At 74.4% G+C, this 18,187-nt stretch carries 10 protein-coding genes; 8 read left to right on the top strand and 2 right to left on the bottom strand.

From position 1 onward, the window contains the following. The first annotated feature begins 2 nt into the window (after positions 1-2). The 8 genes from ACFVWD_RS04425 to ACFVWD_RS04460 all read left to right on the top strand — a co-directional run bounded on the left by ACFVWD_RS04425 (position 3) and on the right by ACFVWD_RS04460 (position 13,853). A complete protein-coding gene (locus ACFVWD_RS04425) occupies positions 3-1,541 on the top strand; it encodes a hypothetical protein (RefSeq protein ID WP_389593903.1) in 1,539 nt (512 codons plus the stop codon). Next, a complete protein-coding gene (locus ACFVWD_RS04430) occupies positions 1,538-2,980 on the top strand; it encodes a hypothetical protein (protein ID WP_389593904.1) in 1,443 nt (480 codons plus the stop codon). Before ACFVWD_RS04425 ends, ACFVWD_RS04430 begins: the two co-directional genes overlap by 4 nt. Continuing rightward, positions 2,977-4,122, top strand: a complete 1,146-nt coding sequence (locus ACFVWD_RS04435; RefSeq protein ID WP_389593905.1) for a hypothetical protein — start codon at positions 2,977-2,979, stop codon at positions 4,120-4,122. Before ACFVWD_RS04430 ends, ACFVWD_RS04435 begins: the two co-directional genes overlap by 4 nt. Before the next feature lie 93 nt (positions 4,123-4,215). Next, positions 4,216-5,439, top strand: a complete 1,224-nt coding sequence (locus ACFVWD_RS04440) for a hypothetical protein (RefSeq protein ID WP_389593906.1) — start codon at positions 4,216-4,218, stop codon at positions 5,437-5,439. A 72-nt stretch (positions 5,440-5,511) separates the two neighbouring features. Further along, positions 5,512-6,111 carry a hypothetical protein gene (locus ACFVWD_RS04445; RefSeq protein WP_389593907.1) on the top strand — a complete coding sequence of 200 codons (600 nt, stop codon included), beginning with the start codon at positions 5,512-5,514 and terminating at the stop codon, positions 6,109-6,111. 62 nt (positions 6,112-6,173) lie between these two features. Continuing rightward, on the top strand, positions 6,174-8,213 hold the full coding sequence (locus ACFVWD_RS04450) for a hypothetical protein (RefSeq protein WP_389593908.1): 2,040 nt from the start codon (positions 6,174-6,176) through the stop codon (positions 8,211-8,213). Between the two features lies 1 nt (position 8,214). Further along, the gene (locus tag ACFVWD_RS04455; protein ID WP_389593909.1) at positions 8,215-10,407 is read left to right on the top strand and encodes an ATP-binding protein; all 2,193 of its coding nucleotides are present in this window, start codon (positions 8,215-8,217) and stop codon (positions 10,405-10,407) included. Beyond that, positions 10,404-13,853, top strand: coding sequence for a DNA/RNA non-specific endonuclease (locus ACFVWD_RS04460; protein WP_389593910.1), 3,450 nt, complete (start codon positions 10,404-10,406; stop codon positions 13,851-13,853). Before ACFVWD_RS04455 ends, ACFVWD_RS04460 begins: the two co-directional genes overlap by 4 nt. Positions 13,854-13,962: 109 nt before the next feature. Here the strand turns inward: ACFVWD_RS04460 and ACFVWD_RS04465 are convergent, their stop codons facing one another. Both ACFVWD_RS04465 and ACFVWD_RS04470 read right to left on the bottom strand, forming a co-directional pair. Further along, positions 13,963-15,282, bottom strand: coding sequence for an SGNH/GDSL hydrolase family protein (locus ACFVWD_RS04465; protein WP_389593911.1), 1,320 nt, complete (start codon positions 15,280-15,282; stop codon positions 13,963-13,965). 106 nt (positions 15,283-15,388) lie between these two features. Beyond that, positions 15,389-18,169: a LuxR C-terminal-related transcriptional regulator gene (locus tag ACFVWD_RS04470; RefSeq protein ID WP_389593912.1), complete on the bottom strand. Its 2,781-nt coding sequence runs from the start codon at positions 18,167-18,169 to the stop codon at positions 15,389-15,391. Between the last annotated feature and the right edge of the window lie 18 nt (positions 18,170-18,187).

Below are 18,187 nucleotides of genomic sequence, written 5' to 3' on the forward strand. Positions count from 1 at the left end.
CCGTGGACATCCGCACCGACGCGCCCGCCCATCTGCTGCTGGACGCCGCCTCCGGCTGGCGTCCGGCCGAGGGCGCAGCGGCTCCGCTGCCCGCACCCGTACAGGACGGCGACGCGCTGGCGCTGCCACCCGGCGTGACCGAGGCGGCCCTGGTCACCGTCCCGCTCGACAGCGGGATCTCCCGATGCCGCTGGCACCGGATCCGGATCGACGCCGACGTCCCCCCGGGCAGCGCGCTGGTCGTCCAACTGGCCACCACCGGGGACGATCCCGCGGGCGTGCCGGGGCCCGAGGACTGGCAGTCGGTCGCGGGAGGGGCCCACGACGTCCTGGTCGACCAGCCGCCGGGCCGGTTCCTCGTCGTACGACTGCTGCTGGGCCGCGGCGACGCCACCGCGCCCGGACCCGCCGTACGTCAACTGCGCCTGGACCTGCCCCGTACCACCTCCGCCGATCTCCTCCCGGCCGTCTACCGCGAGGACCCGACCGCCGACGACTTCACCGAGCGGTTCCTCGCCCTGTTCGACTCGGTCGTCGAGACCCTCGACCGGGCCACGGAACGCGCGCCCGCGCTGCTCGACCCGGCCGGGGTGCCCGACGGCGTACTGCCGTGGATCGCGGGCCTGCTCGGCCTCGACCTGGGCCCCGATCCCGATCCGGCACCGGGCGCGAGCTCGGGCGGCGGCGCGGGGAGCGGCGCGCGCCCCGGCGCACCCGACCCGGGTAACGCGCAGCTCCCGCCCGCCGTGCTGCGCCGACTCATCGCCGCGGCACCCGAGTTGCGCAGGCGGCGCGGCACACCCTGCGGGCTCGCCCTCGCGCTGGAGATCGTGCTCGGGGTGCGCCCGGCGATCCTGGAACCGGCGGGCGCGCCCTGGGGCGCGGTGGGCCGCGACACCCGGCTGGGCGAGGTACGGCTGTTCGGTCGGTCGGCGTCGCGGGTGCGGCTCGGCGGGCCCGTGGTCCTCGGCTCACGGCTGGCCGGGAGCGGCGGCCGCGGGGGCGGCGCGCCACTGCGTTCGCTCGGCGACCCGGACGACGACCCGCTGACCGACACCGCGTTCCGCTTCCGCGTGCTCCTTCCGCCGCGTCCGGCCTCCGGCGCCCGGTGTCCCGCGCCGCCCGCCGACGCCACCGCCCAGGCCGCCACGGAACTGGTCGAACGGCTCGCCCCCGCGCACACCACGGCCACCGTGTCTCTCGGCGGGCACGGCTTCACCGTCGGCGAGCGCAGCGCGGTCGGCGTGGACACCCTCCTGGTCGCGCCCGCGGCCTCCCCGGCGGGCGCGGCGCACCTCGGCGCGGACAGCGTTCTCGGGACGGACCGTTCGGGGCGGCGCGGCATCCGGCTGGACGGCACGTCAGGTGCGGGCGTCCGCACGGTGGTCCTGGACGAGGACGGCGCGGACGGACACCCCGGCGCGTACGCCCGGGGACACACCGGCCCGCACGCCGGGCGACACCCCGACGAGAAGACCGGCGGCCTATCCGACGAGGAGACCGGCGGACACCCCGACGAGAAGAAGGGAAGGACCTCATGACGGCTCCTCCGACCGGGCGTGACGGCGCCCCACCGACCGGCCGGCGGCGGCTGACGTACTTCCACGGCCAGTTGCTGTCCGCCCAGGACCTCCGGCAGGAGCAGGAGCAGTTCCTCGCCCGGCTGCGCCTGCACAACCTGGCCCTGCACGGCTACGGCGTGGCCCACGGGCTGTGGACACGCCCGGTGCCGGCGCCCGACGGCACCTGTCCGGATCCGCGGCGCACGGCGCCCTGGTTCGAGGTGACCGACGGAGTGGCCGTCGACCGGAACGGCGACGAACTGATCGTGCCGTGCGGTGCGCCGCCCCGGCACGACCTGTGGCGGCTGCTCGACGAGGACGAGCGGTGCCGGGCCCTTGAGGACATCCGCTCCGGCGCCGACGGCGTCACCGTCCATCTGACCATCCACCACTGCGAGGAGCCGGTCGACAGCGTGCGCGCCGTCTACACCGAGTCCTGCGAGGGCCTCCCGCGCACCGCCTACGCCCATATCCGCGAAGGGTTCACATTGCGGGCGACGACCCGGCCCCCGCAACCGGATCCGTGCGATCCTCCCTGCCCCTGCGTGTCACCCGCCGAGGGCGCGTCCACCGCGCACGCATGCGGTGACGGCAGGACCGTGGGGCCCGGCCTGCTGCTCGCCCGCGTGGACCACGTCCATCCCGATCGCGCCCTCACCCCCGAGCAGATCCACCCCGAGGTCCGCCGCCCCCTCGCCCGTCGTCCGGCGACCGTCGTCACCAGCGTCTCCTGGCCGCACGGCGGCCGGCTCACGACCCGGCAGGCACGCGCCCTGCTCGGCGGGGAGGGCCTGCGGATCGAGTTCTCGCGACCGGTGCGCACCGCGACGCTGCCCGAGGAGGGCGTCGCGGACCTGTTCCAGATCACCGGCGGCCGGGGCGTCCACGGCACCGTGATGCGCTTGGAGACCCGCCTCAAGGGGGAGTTGCCGGACGGGGCCACCGATGCCGCCCACAAGAGCGGAAAGAGCGGGAACGCCGACAAGAGCGCCGTGGCCGTCGAGACATGCGAGTCCGCGACGGCGATCAGGATCCGGCAGACGGACCGCGAGTACCTCAACGACGGCGACCGGATCCACCTGGTGTTGCGCACCCCGTTCGTCCTGGACGTCTGCGGCGACCCGGTGGACGGCACCCACACCGGCGGCCTGGTGCCGCGGCCGGGCGGCCCACCCGCGCATCGGTCGGGACTCCTGCCGCCCGACGGCTCGGGCCCCCGCACGTCCGGCACGCCCGCGGGCGCGGCCGGCGTCTTCGAGAGCTGGATCTTCATCGACAACCAACAGCCCGACCACGACCGGGAGTTCGAGGTCGAGCACTCCCCCGGCACCGGCGCGGACACCCGGTCCGGTACGGCGCCGGAACCCCCCGCCGAGAACGGCGGCACCGACAGCGCGACCACGGAGGAGCGGCCATGACCGGCTCCGGCATCCACACCACCGGACCCCACCCCACCGGACCACGCGACTGCGGCTGCGGATGCGGCGGAAGCCCCACGGCCCCCGCCGCCCTCGCCCCCACCACCGGATTCCGCGCGGGCGGCCCCGTCCGCCCGGTGTTCTTCGCGGGCCAGCTCCTCACCGAGGACGACCTCGGCGGCCTCGCCACCTGGACCACCGGCCGCGTCCGCGCCCACAACCGGCTGCGGTACGTCTCGGCCGACGGACACGGTGCGGTCCTGTGCGGTCTGCCCGTCGGCTGCGACTCCTGCGCCCGCGGCACGGTGCGTGTCGGGGAGGGCCACGCGGTGGACGGTGCGGGCAACGACATCCCGGTGCGGTGCGCCGAGGACGTCGATGTCGTGGCGCTGGTGCGGGAGTTCCGCGCCACGGGCGGCGGCTGCCCCGACCCGTGCCCGCCGGGTCCCGAGCGTACGTACGGCCTCTTCCTGCGCTACGAGGAGGAGTTCGCCGAGCCCGCCGCCCCCTACGATCCCGGCGACGGCTGCGCGACGGTCGGATGCGTGCCCACGCGGGTGCGCGAGGGCCATCGCTACTCCGTGGGCTGCGTCCCCGAGCCGCCGCGGGACCGGTTGTGCGCGCTGCTGCGGCGCCGGTTCGGTGACGACCGGGGGTTCCTGGCCGCGTGCGAGAGCGACAGGACGCGGCCCTCGGCGGACGACCTCACCGACTGGCTCACGGCCCGTCTCGACGTCAACGGCGACCTGTGCGACCGCGCTCCGCTGGCGCTGCTGTGCGACGTACCCGCCAAACCGCCCGGCAACGACGTTCAGCACAACCGACTGCGCAAGGTGTACGCCTGGCGCGCCTTCGAGGCGTATCTGCGCTCGGCCGTCCGCTCGCTCGTGGTCGTGCCCTGCCCGAGCGGCTGCGTCCCTGAGGTGCTGATCGCCGAGGTGACGCTGGACGGCTGCGATGTCGTACGGGCCGTACCGGCCGGACGGCGTGAGGCCCATCTGCCCGATCCGGTGGAACAGCGGTGGCGGAGCGGGCTCGCCCGGCTTCTCGCAACCGAGGTCACCACGGCGGATCTGCTGGTGTTCCTGCTGGACCTGCTCGATCTCACCGGCTGCCTGCCGCGGCCGGCCACCGAGACGTGAGCCGCCCACTGAGACGAGACGTGAGCCGCCCACTGAGACGTGAGCAGCCCACCGGGACGTAAGCCGCCCACCGAGACGTGAAAGGAGCAGACCATGCCGGCACCTCTGCGCCCGGAATTCCACGAGGGCCAGATCCTGGCCGCCGACGACCTGTCGGCCGTGGTGCGGTACGACCGCGATGCCGCCGCGCGCCACCACCGGCACCTGCACACCTGGGGGATCGCCTCGGGTCTGGAGGTGACGGTCCGCGCGCGGGCCGGATCGGACGTCTACAAGACGGTCGTGGTCGGCAGCGGCACCCTCGTCGACCCGTCCGGCCGCGAGATCGTGGTACCGGCCCCGGTCGAACTCTCCACGCCCGGCCAGGGGTTCACGATCGTCGACCCCGGCAACACCGCCCCCCGCCCGCTCATGCTCATGTGGAGCGACGAGCCCGCCGCCGGTGGCACCTCGGTGTCCTCCGGTGCCTGCTCGGCGAACGGCGCCGCCGCGCGCACCACGGAGGGCTTCCTTCTGGTGGTCGGTGCCCCCGGCGACGAACTCGACCTCGGCGAACAGCGGCCGCCCGCACCCGACGCGGGCCCCGACCGGCTCGGCGGCGGCGACCGGGGACGGGTGCTGCTCTCCTTCGTCACCTGGGCCACCGACGGCGAGGACGGCGGGTTCACCGGGGTGCTGCCCCGGGCGAACGGGGTCGGCCGCCGGTACGCGGGCGTCCTCGCCGACCGGGTGTCCGCGCGCGGCGGCACGCTGGAACTGGCGGCCGAACCCCGCCCGGTGGCCGGAAAGGTGGGGGTCCGGATCGGCGGCGCGGACGGCAGTCTGGACATCGGCCGGTTCAACGCGGCCGGCGCGCTCGCCCCGGCGCTGCGCGTCCTCGGCGACGGCAGCACCCGGATCCTGGGCGATGTGCGGGTCTCCGGCGGGCTGACCGTCGGCGGCGCCGTGGACAGTCCGCTGGTCAGCGGCAGCGTCCTCGTCCAGTCCGGCACGGCGACCCACGGTGTGATCCTGCCGCTGCCCCCGCCGGTGACGGCGGATCAGGTGGAGTCGGGCGAGATCGTCCTGCACGTCCACATGACGCCACGCCTCCAGACGTACGGTGCTCCCGCCGAGGGCGGCTCCGACGGGTCCGGTTTCGGCGCTCTGCCCGTGGTGCTGCGCTGCGAGGTGGACTCCGAGCGCCGGCTGAGCTGTCTGATCGCCTGGTACACGGGGCTCGGCACCGCGCGGACGCTCGGCCTGTTCTCCGTCCTGCCGGGCACCGCCGACTACGTCGTCCTGGCCACGCGACCCGCCGCCCACGCCGCCACCTGATCCGCCCGAGCCCTCACCTCACCTACGTCCGTCCCCACCCGTCCGTACGACATTGACGAGAGCGAGTCAGTCATGACGATCGCGGTACCGGCCCCGGGGGCCGGGCAGACAACCGGACCGACGAGGGAGCCGACCGTCGCGGTCGTCCGTCTGAAGCACACCGGCCATGTGGTCGCCGCCCTGACCCGGACCGGCGCGTCTTTCCCGCCCGTCGCCGGACAGTTGACGGGCGGTGCGCTCCCGCTGGCCGTTCCGGGCGCCACCGGGCTGGTCCTGGTCCCGGCCGACCTCCTGACGGCCGAGGAACTCGGCGCGCCGCCCGGGCTGCTCACCACGCCCTGGGACTGGTACGTGGACACCGGCGACCCGCAGGCCGCCGCCCCGGCGGCAGCGCGGCTCGTGGAGGTCTCCGGTGACATCCCGACCGTCGACCACGACGCCGGGTCGCTGCGGATCACCTCGCCGGACGACGCGAACGCCCCCGTCCTCCTCCTGGTCCATCCGCCGGCCCAGTGGGACACGGGCACCGCCGCCCGCATCACCCTCACGGCCCATCTCGACGGGACCGGGACGGTCGTCCTGGGCGACGGCGCCGTGGGGCAGAGCGATCAGGCCCTGGTCTTCGTCCGAGGCCGGCCGGTGAGCGTGTACCCCACCGGGCTGCTCGGCTGACACCCCGCCACGTACGGATCAGGCCGCGTACGGATCACACGACGACGGAGAGGCGACGGGCCATGACGACGTTCCCCACGGAGGCGACGGCCGACGACGGCGACGGTCTCCTCGACGCGCTCGGCGGCTGCACCGTGCTCGACTGCCGGCTTCGCGTGGTCAGGACCGACGGCTGGAGCTGGGGCCCCGACCCCTCCGAACTGGCCCGGGGCGCGGTCGCGTTGCTCCCCCGCGTGCTGCGGACCCACCTCGCCGGCGCACTCCACCGCACCGGCCTGCCGATCACCGCCGCAGGTGCCGCCTCGCAGTCCGGCCCCGTACCGCAGGACTTGGAGGTCACCGTCCCCGTGCACATCAGGGCCCACGCCTCGCTCGGCGCACTCTCGGCCGCGGCCACGGGCGCGAAGGCCCTGGGCGACGTGTCCGCGTCGTCCGGCCCCGGCGCGGCGGTGCCCCTCCATCACGGCCACGCGGGATCGGTGCCGCCAGGTGCCCCCGCCCACCTCCGTGCCACGGGATCGCCGACCGGTGCCGAGCGCAGCGCCGAGGCCCACGGCACCGTGGGATCGGAGGTCGTGCGGGGCCCGGGTCGGCCGGTGTCCGCGCCGCCCTTCGACCGTGACCGGGTGCTGGTCGGCCTCCTCCACGAGGCGTCCGCCTGCGGGGCGCTGGACACCGTACTGGCCCGGCTCGGAGGGGAGGCGCTGCGGCTGCTGCTGAGCGCCCTCGACACGGCGGGACGCCGTACGACGTCCGTGCCCGGCCCCCTGCCGACGGCTCCGCCTACTCCGGCCCCCGGCGGCGCCGTGGACGCCCCCGGAGCGGTCGCAAGCCCCGCGCCACCCGACCCGGACGCCCTCACCACCGCCCTCCTGGCGGCCCTGCGATCCCTGCCGTCCGCCGGGCGGGACACCCCGCGCACCGTCACCCCCACCGGCCCCGAGCCCGCCCCGGGCGCCGCCGGCACACCGCCCGCGCGCCCCGCACCGGTCCCCGGCCGCTCGCGGGAGGAGCGCCGTTGCGGCCCCGCGTCCGGCACGATCACCGACATCGACCGCGCACTCCCCTTCCTGCTGCTCCCGCCGCTTCACGACCGCGGCTATCTGCAGGCGCTGACGGCCGTCCTCACCGGCGGGGGCGCGCGGGACGCCGACGGCGCGGCCTTCGCCGCCTGCCTCGCGCACAAGGTGCTGCCGCCGCCCGTGCACGGCTGGCTGCGCGCACCACGGGACGCGCACGCGGTCGCCGTCTTCGCCGGGGCGACGACGACCGCCCAGGGCACGCCCGACACCTCCCCACCGGATCTGGAACGCCGGCTGGGCCCGCTGCTGCCCCTGCTCGACGCCCGGCTCGGGCTGCAAGCCGCCCAAGGGCACACCGCCACCAGCCCGTTGCTGCTGCACGCTCTGGCTGCGGACCGGCTCCTCCTGCTGGACCTCGACGGCCTGTACCCGGTGTGGGAGGCCGCGCGACCCGCGGAACTGCTCCGGCCCTGGGAACTGGCCGACCGACCCCTGGTCCTCCTGCCCGCCAGGTCCGTCGCCTCCGTCGGCTCCGTCGGCTCCGGGGCCACGGGGCTGACACACGCTCTGGACGTCCTGGGCATCGGCTTCGTGACCGATCTGCCGCCCGCGCGCGGTGAGCGGCTCAGCCGGGTGCCCGGTCCGCGCCGCTGCTGGACCAACACCGGGGCGCGGCTGGCGTCCCGTTCCGCGCCCGACGACGCGCTGGTCGGGGCGGCACGGCGACTGACGTACGAGGCGTCCCGCGCCGCCCGTCTCGTGGAGGCGCTGGTCGAGCTGCGCCCGGCGGTCCGCACCGGCCAGGCCCCGGCGGTCGAACGCTCGACGACGCTGGCCGTCGGGGTCGCACTGGCCGACCTCGCCTGGACGCTCTGGTCGCAGCGGGAGGCCCCCGATCCCGTCGACGCCCTCGACCGCTTCGCCGACCTGGGGGCGCGCGTGATGTTCCACGACAGCACGGTCGAGATACGGCTGCCGCTGGGCGCGCGTCATGCCGACCTCTACCGGCACCGGCTGCTCGCCGATGTGCCGGACGTGCCGTGGTTCGGCGGCCGGACCGTCGTCTTCACAGGAGGGTGAGATGCCGCACCGACCCGAGCGGCCCCAACCGGCCGCCGTGGCAGCCCACTTGGCCCTGCGTCAGGGTGCCGTCCACCGCGCGCTGCGGATGGCGGCTGCCCGCCGTGCCAAGCGTTCCGCGCTGCTCGCCGGGGTGGAGCTGTCTCCGTACTGCGTCACCGACCAGCAGGCCATCCTGCTCCTGGACCTCACCGATCCCGCCGACGCCCATGTGTCGTCCGGTCCTGCCGAGCAGCCCGTCGCCCAGACGGAGGCGGAGCGCGAACTGCGCCGCCAGGCCGCCGCCGAGGGGGCCACGCTGCCGCTGGACGCGCTGGCCCGCGCGGCGGAGCTCGACTCCTTCGAGTGCGACGCGCTGCTGCTGTGCCTCGCCCCGGCGCTGGCGCCCGAACACGCCCCGCTGTTCGGCTATCTCGTCGACGACCTCGACCAGCGCCGTCCCACCACCGAGCTGATCCTCACCGTGCTGGCGCCCACGCCCGCCGAACGGTTCGCACGACTGCCCGCGCTGGGCCCGTACGGACGGCTGCGCCGCTTCGGCCTCCTGCTCCAGGACGGTGTCCCGGACCCGTACGGCGGACCGGAACCCTCCGGCGCCGATCTGCTGCGCCCGCTGCACGTGCGCCCCGAACTGCCCGCGTTCCTGCTGCACGGCCTCGGCGATCCCGGCCTGCTGGCGCACGACCCCGGCCGAGTGCTCGCGCCGCGGCCCCTGCTGCTCGACACGGAGACCCGCGCCCGCGCGGCACGGCTGGCCGCCCACCTCGCCTCCCACCGGGCGGGCATCGCCGCGCTGTGGGGGCTGCCCGCCGGCAGCCGGCACGACGCGGCGTGCGCCGTGGCGCGGCAGGCGGGGCTCGCCCTGCGCCGCACCCCGGACCTGGAGCTGTGCCGCAACCCCGACGACGTACGGGCCGCCCTGGGACGGGCGTTGGCCGCGGCGGCCGTGCTCGGTACCGGGCTGTGGCTGCCCACCGACGACTTCCACGCCCCGGACGCGCAGTGGGCCGCGGCGGCGGCCGTCGACCTGCTGGCCCGGGCGGGCGTTCCGGTCGTGCTGACCGGCCGGACGCCGTGGCGTCCGCTCGCTCTGCTCTCCTCGGGACGGTACGCGGAGGAGTCCGCGGGCGAGCCCGGCTACCGGGAACGGCGGACGCTGTGGAACACCGCCACCACCGCAACGGACCCGGACCCCGCTCTGCTCGACGACCTGGCCGCACGCTTCCGGCTGACGCCCTCTCAACTCCGGTCGGCCGTAGGGCTCGCCGAGTCCGGCCGCATGGCACTGGACGAGGCCGTGCCGCGGGTCCTGACCGCGGCCCCGGCCCGGCTCGCCGAGGTCCGTACGCCCACCCGCGGCCCCTCGGACCTCGTACTCCCCGTGGAGCAGGAACGGCAGATCGGTGAACTCGCCGCGGCGTTCCGTGCCTGGCCCAAGGTCTCCGAGGAGTGGGGCTTCGGCGGGCAGCACGCCGGGGCCGGACTCAAGGCCCTGTTCACCGGCGAACCCGGCACGGGCAAGAGCCTCGCCGCGGAGGTGCTCGCCGGTGCGCTCGGCGTGGACCTGCTCCGGGTCGACCTCGCGCAGACCGTCTCCAAGTGGGTCGGCGAGACCGAGAAGAACCTCGACGAGGCCTTCGGGCATGCGGAGGCCACGGGCGCGCTGCTGCTCTTCGACGAGGCCGACGCCGTCTTCGGCAAACGGGGCACGGTCAGCCGCGGCACCGACCGCTATGCCAACCTCGAGGTCGGCTATCTGCTGCAACGCCTGGAGCGCAGCCCCGCGTTGGTCGTCCTCACCACCAACCTGCAGGGCAATCTGGACGAGGCCTTCACCCGCCGCTTCCAGTTCGTGGTGCACTTCACCCGGCCCGGCGAACGGGAGCGGAACCGGCTGTGGCGGATGGCGTTCCCCCCGAACGCCCCGCTGGACCCGCGGCTGAGCCTGGCGGGACTCGCCCGGCTCGATCTCACCGGCGCGGGCGTCATGGCCGTCGCACGCTCCGCCGCGCTGCTCGCGGCGGAGAACGACAGCGCGGTCATCGGCCGCGAGCACCTCTGCGAGGCGATCGCGCGCCAGTTCCGCCAGGAGTCGCGGCTGCTGCGTTCCGGCGAACTGGAACGGGCACTCGGCCCGGAGCCGGTACAGGGCCCCGACACAGCCGACCGTGACGACCCGCATGGCCGACCGTGAACACCCCCACGCCCGGCGCGCCGACGCCCCCTCCGCCCGTAACCGGCACGGGCACGGGGACGGGGACCGAGCCGACCCGCCCGTCCCCCGGCAAACTCAAGTCCCTGCGGAAGCGCCCTGCGCCGACGACGGCTGCGACGCGTGCGGCACGTACGGCGGGTAGGGCGGGTAGGGCGGATGGGACACGTACGGCGGACGGGTTCGCACCGGCGCCGGGACCCACGGCTGCTGCGACGCGGGCCTCCGGTTCCACCACGGCCACGGCGCGGGGGCCGGGGTCCACTGCCGCAGCGGCGGCGGCCCGGACCCTTGGGACAACCACCGCCCCGGCGCAAGCAGACGCATCCTCAGCCTCCGCGCCGCACCCGCTCGCGCCCGCCCGGCGCCCGGGCCCGAGGCACCCCGGCGTCGGCAACGCCGCCACCGCGGCGCTCGCCGCCCGCGGCGCCCGGGCGTCGGCCGGGCACGGCCAGGGCGAGGCCTCCGGACGGGCCGCCGCCGACAAGAAGGCCGCCGTCCCGGGGCTGCGCCGGATCGGCGCCCAGGTCACGGCGGCCAAACGCGTCCTGACGCGACACCCCGAACCCGTCGCCGAGGCCGCGGCGGCCCGGCGCGCGGCGGTGGCGCCTCCGGGCGAGCGGGCCGCGCTCGCCGGGCAGGAGCAGGCGGCGGCGATCGCCTCGGCGCAGGCGAAGCCCTTCGCCCGGGCCGAGTTCATCGCGAAGTTCGAGAAGCGCATCAAGGACCAGCAGCCCACCACCCCCGAAAAGGCCGAGGAGTTCGCGGACCCGGCCCGTGCGGACACGCTCACCCCGCAGCTCTCCGGTGAGGCGCACGCCGCCGCGCAGGCCTCGTCCGGTGAGGTACGGGCGACCGCGGCGACCCCGCCCGACCCCGCGCGCGTACCCGAACGTCCCGCGGTGGCGCTGACACCCGACCGGCCGCCGCCTGTACCCGCCCCGCCCCGCGCTGCGGACGCCGTACCGGCACAGCTACCGACCACCGCGGTGGACGTCTCCGCGCATGCGAGCGGTACGACGGACGCGATGGACAAGGCGGGGCTCACCGACGAGACCCTGGCGGACGCCAACGAGCCTGCGTTCTCGACCGCCTTGCGGTCGAAGAAGGCCGCGGAGGAGGACTCCGCCGCCGCGCCGGGTTCCTTCCGCGCCCAGGAGGCGGCACAGCGGGCCGCGGCCGAGCGGCGGGCGGCCGCCGCGGGCGGTACGGCGATGGCCGCCATGACGGGACTGCGGGTCGCGGCGGGCAAGTCGGTGGGCGGCGGCAAACAGGCGGCCAAGGCGCGTACGGAGGCACGCCGCGCCGAGGTCACGGCCGAACTGACCGCGATCTACGAGGAGACGAAACACGCCGTCGAGGCCGCGCTCGCCGGCCTGGACGACATCGTCCGCACGCTCTTCGACGAGCGGGCGGGGCAGGCCCGCAACCGGTTCCTCGCCGCGTGCAGGAAGAGCTGGTGGGACTTCTTCACCGGTGCTCCCGACTACGAGAAGCACGCGGCCGTCTACACCGCCGAGATCCGGGGCGTGGTCGACGAGATCGCCACCGTCGTGGAGAAGCGGGTCGACGAGGCCCGGCGGAAGGCGGCGGACGGCCGCCGTCGGATGGCCGACCGTGTCGCGGGTCTGGAGCCCGCGCTGCGCGGGTTCGGGGAGCAGGCGGCCGCCGGATTCGCCGCCCGGTTCGACGCGTTGGAGGCGTCCGTCGACGAGAAGGCGGACGCGGTCGTCGACCTGCTCGCCGAGTCCTACGCGCAGGCGCAGGAGGCGACGAACGCGGCGCTCGCCGAGGTGAAGCAGGGCAACAGGAACCTGTGGGACCGGGCCCGCGACGCCGTGGTGGGCGCGGTCAAGATCCTGATCGACCTGAAGAACCTGTTGGTCGGGGTGGTGAGACGGGCGGCCGGAGTGGCCGATCGGATCGTACGGAATCCCATCCGTTTCCTCTCCAACCTCGGCGCCTCGGTCAAGGCCGGGCTGACCGGGTTCCTGTCGAACATCGTCACCCACCTCAAGGCCGCCCTGAAGGACTGGCTGTTCGGCAATCTGGCCGCGGCCGGGGTGGAGCTGCCGGAGCAGTGGGATCTGCGCGGCATCGTGAAGACGGTGCTGTCGCTGTTCGGGATCAGTTGGGCGTTCATCCGTTCCGAGCTGCTCAAGCACATGCCCGAGCCGGTGCTGAACACGGTGATCGGCGCGATCAGGGTCATCGGGGTGATCAAGGACAAGGGTGTCGGCGGCCTGTGGGAGGAGATCAAGGAGAAGATCGGCGACCTCAAGCAGCAGGCCTTCGAGATGATCAAGGGCTTTGTCGTGGAGACCGTCCTCAAGGCGGGCATCACCTGGCTGCTGTCCCTGATCACCCCGGCCGGCGCCCTGGTCAAGGCGGTCATGGCCGTCTACGACTTCCTCACCTTCCTGGTGGAAAAGGCCCGCGCCCTCGCGGAGTTCGTCAACTCGATCCTCGACACGCTGGAGGAGATCTGCGCCGGCGTCTCCCAAAAGGTCGCCACCAAGATCGAGTCCTCCCTCGCCCGCACTCTCCCCCTCGCCATCGACCTCCTCGCCCGCGTCCTGAAACTCGGCGCGATCCCCGCGAAGATCAAGAACGTTCTGGAGAAGGTCGGCACCCCCGTCCGCGGCTTCATCTCAAAGATCATCACCAAGGCCGCCGCGTACGGCAGGAAACTGATGGCGGGCGGAAGGAAGGCCCTGGGGAAGCTGATCGACAAAACGGACCGGCGGTCGGCGGCGGACAAGGAGCGAGACGTCAAGGCCGCGGTCAGACTCGGCGTCACCACACTCAACAGACTGAAGGGAACCCGCTTCGACGGAAAGATCCTCAAGGCCGCCCTGCTCGCCATCCAGCTGCGGTACCGGCTCAAGTCCCTCAAGCCGGTCGAGGACGACGGCGTATGGAGTGTGGAGGGAACTCTCAATCCGACGGCCAAAGAACTGACCAAGCTGTCGGCCCTGGCTCCTCCGGGCACGCCCCGATACGGAGCACTGGACAGCGCCGACCGCGCCACCGGGATCACCGCGACGCTGACCGCGGATTCGATCGGCGGCACGACCAGGCCCTCGGTCGACCCCGCCGGCTGGGAGAGCGAGAAGGGATTCCACCGCTCGCATCTGCTCGGCGCCCAACTGGGTGGGGCCAACAACAAAAAAGAAAACTTCGTCACCTTGTACGCGCGGGCGAACACCCCGGAGATGCGCGGACACGAAAACGCGGTGCGAAGGGCCGTAGAGGTTCCGGGACAGCGGGTGGTGTACATCGTCACACCGGAGTACAAGAAGCAGAACCTGCGGGGCGCCGAGCGGAACGACAACAAGCTGCTACGGCCGACCAAGGTGCACATCAAGGCCATGGCCACGGGAAAGAAGTCCTACAACCTCACCGAGACGGTGAAGAACGTTCCCTGAAGGCCGTGTTGGACGCTGTCCGCCCGGCGCCGACCTGCCCGAGTCATCACGGCCCCCAGCACCGGTTCTCTCTGTCGTCGGATCATGGCGCTGCGGTCCGGTGCGGGCTTCAGAGAGCGTTGAGGTCCACGGCAGAGGCGATGGCGTGGAACCCGGCCTCGTTGGGGTGCAGGCCGTCCTCAGAAACGTAGCCGGGGCGCGGCAGGGCCGGATCGGCGCGGCTCGCGAGGGCACGGTCGACGTCGAGGACGGAGTCGTACGCCCCGCTGGTGCGGATCCAGTGGTTGACGGCGGCCCGGACCTTCTCGCCCTGCTCGCTGTAGACGGGGAAGAGGGCGCCCTTCATGGGCAGGATGGTCGCTCCGACGGCCTTGACGCCGCGGGCGTGGGCGGCGCGAATCAGCTTCTTGTGGCCCTCGATGAGCTGATGTGCGGTCGCGCGGGGTGCGGAGCCCATGCAGGGGTCGTCCATCTCGGGCGCACCGATGTCGTTGGCGCCCAGGTGGATGATCACCGTGCGCACGCCGGGGCGGTCGAGTACGTCGCGTCGAAAACGGTCCGCGGCCTTGTCCCCGTAGCAGGGCGAGTCGTTGAGGATCCGGTTTCCGCCGATGCCGGCGTTGACGACGTCCAACGGGCGACGGGCGGCGACAAGGCGTTCGGCGAGCTTGTCCGTGAAGCGGTTGTCGGCGCCGGGCGTGGCCCCTGTCCCGTCCACGAGCGAGTCGCCGAAGACGACCACGGTGCCGCGCCGCGGGGTGGCGGCGCCGGACACCTCCACACCGCTCAGGAAGTACCAGGCGTTCGTGGAGGCTTTGAAGGCGTCCCCGCCGGAGTCGGACAGGTGGCGTCCGGAGGCACGGTACGACGTGGCGGTGGTGAACCGGTGGAAGGTGGCCGGCCCGGTGTGGTCGGCGAAGTACAGGGTGACTGTGAGCTTCTCCAGCGGGGAGGTGCTCAGGGCCTCGGCGTCGCTCTCGGCGTCCTGCCCGGGGGCGATGGTGGTGCCCCGGCTCCCGCCGAACGTCAGCTCGTGTGCCGTGCCCGGCCAGACCTGGGCGTCTGAGGCGGACCGGCCGACGGTCGCGCCGGTGATCCGCAGGTGTGTGGTGCCGTAGGTGTTGGACAGCCGGATCCTCAACGTGGATCCGCCGGTGGCGACGCGGACCACTTGGCGTAAGGACTGGTCGGCGAATCCCTGCCGCGACCAGTTGGGCCCCTTGTCCTCGTTCCCCTCGACGGGCCGCTGCACGGCGGTGCCCCACGTCCCCGTCCACACCGGTCCTCCGGCGGCTCGCGGTTGCTGCCGCGCGTCCTCCTGCGCCACGGCGGCCGCCGAGACGACGATCGCGGTGAGCACCGCCGTGGTGGCGGCGAGCATGCCCCGCCGTCCCGTCTTCTTCGGCGGACGCGGCTTTGCCACATGCATCAGAGATCTCCTCGGGAAAGGGTGATGAGGAGATCTCACCGTCCTTCGGGTCCGAGATCAGTGGGGCTGTCCCCCGAATCGGTCTTCGGGCCGGCCCCACCCCGCCTCATGTGCGGGACAGCCCTTGGCTCCCGGAAACCGCGTCGAACGTCCGCGCCAGCTCACTCCGCGACCGCACCCCCAACTTCCGGTACACATTGCCCAGATGGAACTCCACTGTCTTGGGGCTGAGGAACAGCGCCGCCGCCGTCTCCTTGTTGGTCGCGCCACCGGCGACCAGCTCGGCGATCCGCCCCTCCTGCTCGGTGAGCCGCGCACAGGTCGTACGCCCGGTGCGGGCGCCCGCCGCGCGCAACTCGCTGCGGACCGCCTCCTCCCACGGCACGGCGCCGAGCACCGAGAAGACCGACAGCGCCTCCTCCAGTGCGTCCCGCGCCTGAGGCGTACGCCCCGCACGCCGGAGCCACTGCCCGTGGCAGAGCAGGGTCCGTGCGCGTTCGAAGACGACGGCGCCGCGGGCATGCCATTCCAGGGCCTCGTGGAAGGCCGCCTCGACCGCGCCGGGCGTGCCGTGCCCTTCGGCCTCCAGCAGCAGGGCGCGGCAGCGGGCGCTCACCGCGAGCGCCCAGGACGGCCCCGCGCGCCGCATCTCCGCGTCGAAGCGGCCGTGTTCGCGCTCCGCCTCCCCGATCCGCCCGCTGCGCAGATACGCCTCGACCAGGTTGGCCGCCCATGGGGCCACCGACGGGTCCTCGATGCCCGCGTCGCGCGCCAGGGCACCGGCCCGCTCGTAACCGGCCACGGCCTCCTCGTACTTGCCCGCGCCGAGGGCCAACAGGCCTTCGGCCACGGCGATCTGGCCCATGACGAGTTCGAGGCCGTGCGCTCGCGCGACCCCGGCGGCGCGGGCGAGTATCGCCCCGCACTCCGCGACCCGGCCCTGCGCGGCTTCGAGCCGTCCGAGCGCGACCAGCCCTTGGGCCACAGACGCGGTCTCCTGTCGCTGTTCGGCGTGGCCGACGGCTTCCGTGGCGTCGGCGCGAGCGCCGTGCCAGTCCCCGGTCCACAGCCGGATCCAGGCCCGGCAGCCGAGCGCGGCCGCCCGCTCGGACGGGTTCGTGCCGCCTTCCGTGCCGCCGTGCGCAGCGGGCTGGTCGCCGAGTACTCGGTCCAGCAGGACGCGGGCGGCCTCGTACTCCTCCAGCCAGCCCAGGACTTCCGCCCGGCCCACCAGCGCTCTCGCGGCCTCGCCCGCGGTCTGCCCCAGCAGCAGTTCGCGGGCCTGGCCGCGTTCGCCGCGCAGGGCCAGGACCTGCGCGAGATGCACGGCCGCCGCCTCCGCGAGGTCCCCGCCGCACAGACGGGTGAGCCGGTACGCCTGCCACGCACTGCCCAGCGCGGCCCGGCTGTCGGCCGCGTGGACCGCGGAGTCGACCGCTTCCAGCAGGAGTCGGGCCGCCCGGTCGGGCTCCCCGGTGAGTCGTCCGGCCGCGTCGCGCAGCACCCGGTGCGCGGTCCTGGGGTGGCCTCCCGCACCGCGCCGGCGCGCCTGGAGGACGGCCAGTTCGCGGCGCAGCGCCGGGGCACGGGCGAGTGCCATCGCCTTGCCCAGCAGCATCTGTACGTGTTCGGCGGCTCCGGCGCGCTGTCGGCAGACCGCGGCCAGGTAGAGCAGCCGGGCGGTTTCGTCGTGATCGTCGGCGAACCCCGCGGCGCGCTCGTACAGTTCGGCGCCCGCGTCCGGGTCCGTCTCCTCGGCGTCGCGCGCCGCCGCCTCGACGGCCCGCGCCACGTCCGGGCTCGGGCAGGTGTGCGCGGCGGCGAGGTGGCGGCCCGCGACGGGCCCGCGCAGCACCTGCGCGAGCACTTGGTGGACGGTGCGCCGACGGGACGTACGGGCGTCGTGGTAGGCGACGAGGCGCAGCCGACGGTCGGCGAAGACCAGGCGGCCCCTGCGCAGTTCGACGATTCCCTCTTCTTCCGCGGGCAGCAGCGCGTCGGGGGCGTGTCCGAGCAGTTCCAGGGCGCGCTGCAGGTCGCCGCTCGGGAGGTCGCCGGCCGCGGCGGGCACGAGCAGGGCGGCACGGGTGGGGTCGGGGAGCCGGGCCAGCGTCGGGAGATGGGTGTCGCGCAGCCGTTCGCCGGGGGTCAGCGGGTCGTCGAGGGGCAGGTGTCCGGCGCACTGGCCCGGGGTGAGGACGGCCGGCAGTTCGGTGAGGGCGAGCGGGTTGCCCTCGGCGACGGCGAGCAGCCGGTCGGCGACGAATCGGCGCAGCGGGTGCGGGGCGGACCGCTGGAGCAGGGTCCGCGCGTCGACCGGGTCCAGTGGTCCGAGCCTCAGCTCCGGTACGCCGGTGACGGCGGGGCGCAGGGCGGATCCGGCGGCACAGCCGCGGTGTTCGGCCGAGAGAAGCAGGACGATCGGCTCTTCGGCGATGCGCCGGGCCACGAAGAGCAGTGCCTCCCTCGACGGGGTGTCGAGCAGATGCGCGTCGTCGATCGCGAGCAGGAGAGGACGCCGTGCGGCCGCGGCACCGAGCAGTCCGAGCATCGCCGCGCCGACCGCGAGCCCGGTGTCCCCCGGCCGCTGCTGCCCGGTGGCCAGCAGATGGCCGAGCAGGTCGCGCTGGGGTGCGGGCAGTCGTGGCAGATCGCACCGGTAGGCCTGGACGACCTGGTGCAGACCCGCGTAGCGCAGTCCCGATTCGGCTGCGGCGCCCGCGAGGTACACCGCCCGGACGGTGTCGTCGAGGGTGAGGATCCTACGGAGCAGGGTCGTCCGTCCCAGCCCCGGTTCTCCTACGACGAACAGCGCGCCACCGCGCCCGGACGCCGTGTCACGGAGCAACCGGGCCACCGCGGATGCTTCAGCGATCCTCCCGAGCACATTCTGCGCGGCGGTACG

Origin of the sequence: Streptomyces sp. NPDC058086, from assembly GCF_042885015.1 — a bacterium.
In the GTDB taxonomy this organism is placed as follows: domain Bacteria; phylum Actinomycetota; class Actinomycetes; order Streptomycetales; family Streptomycetaceae; genus Streptomyces.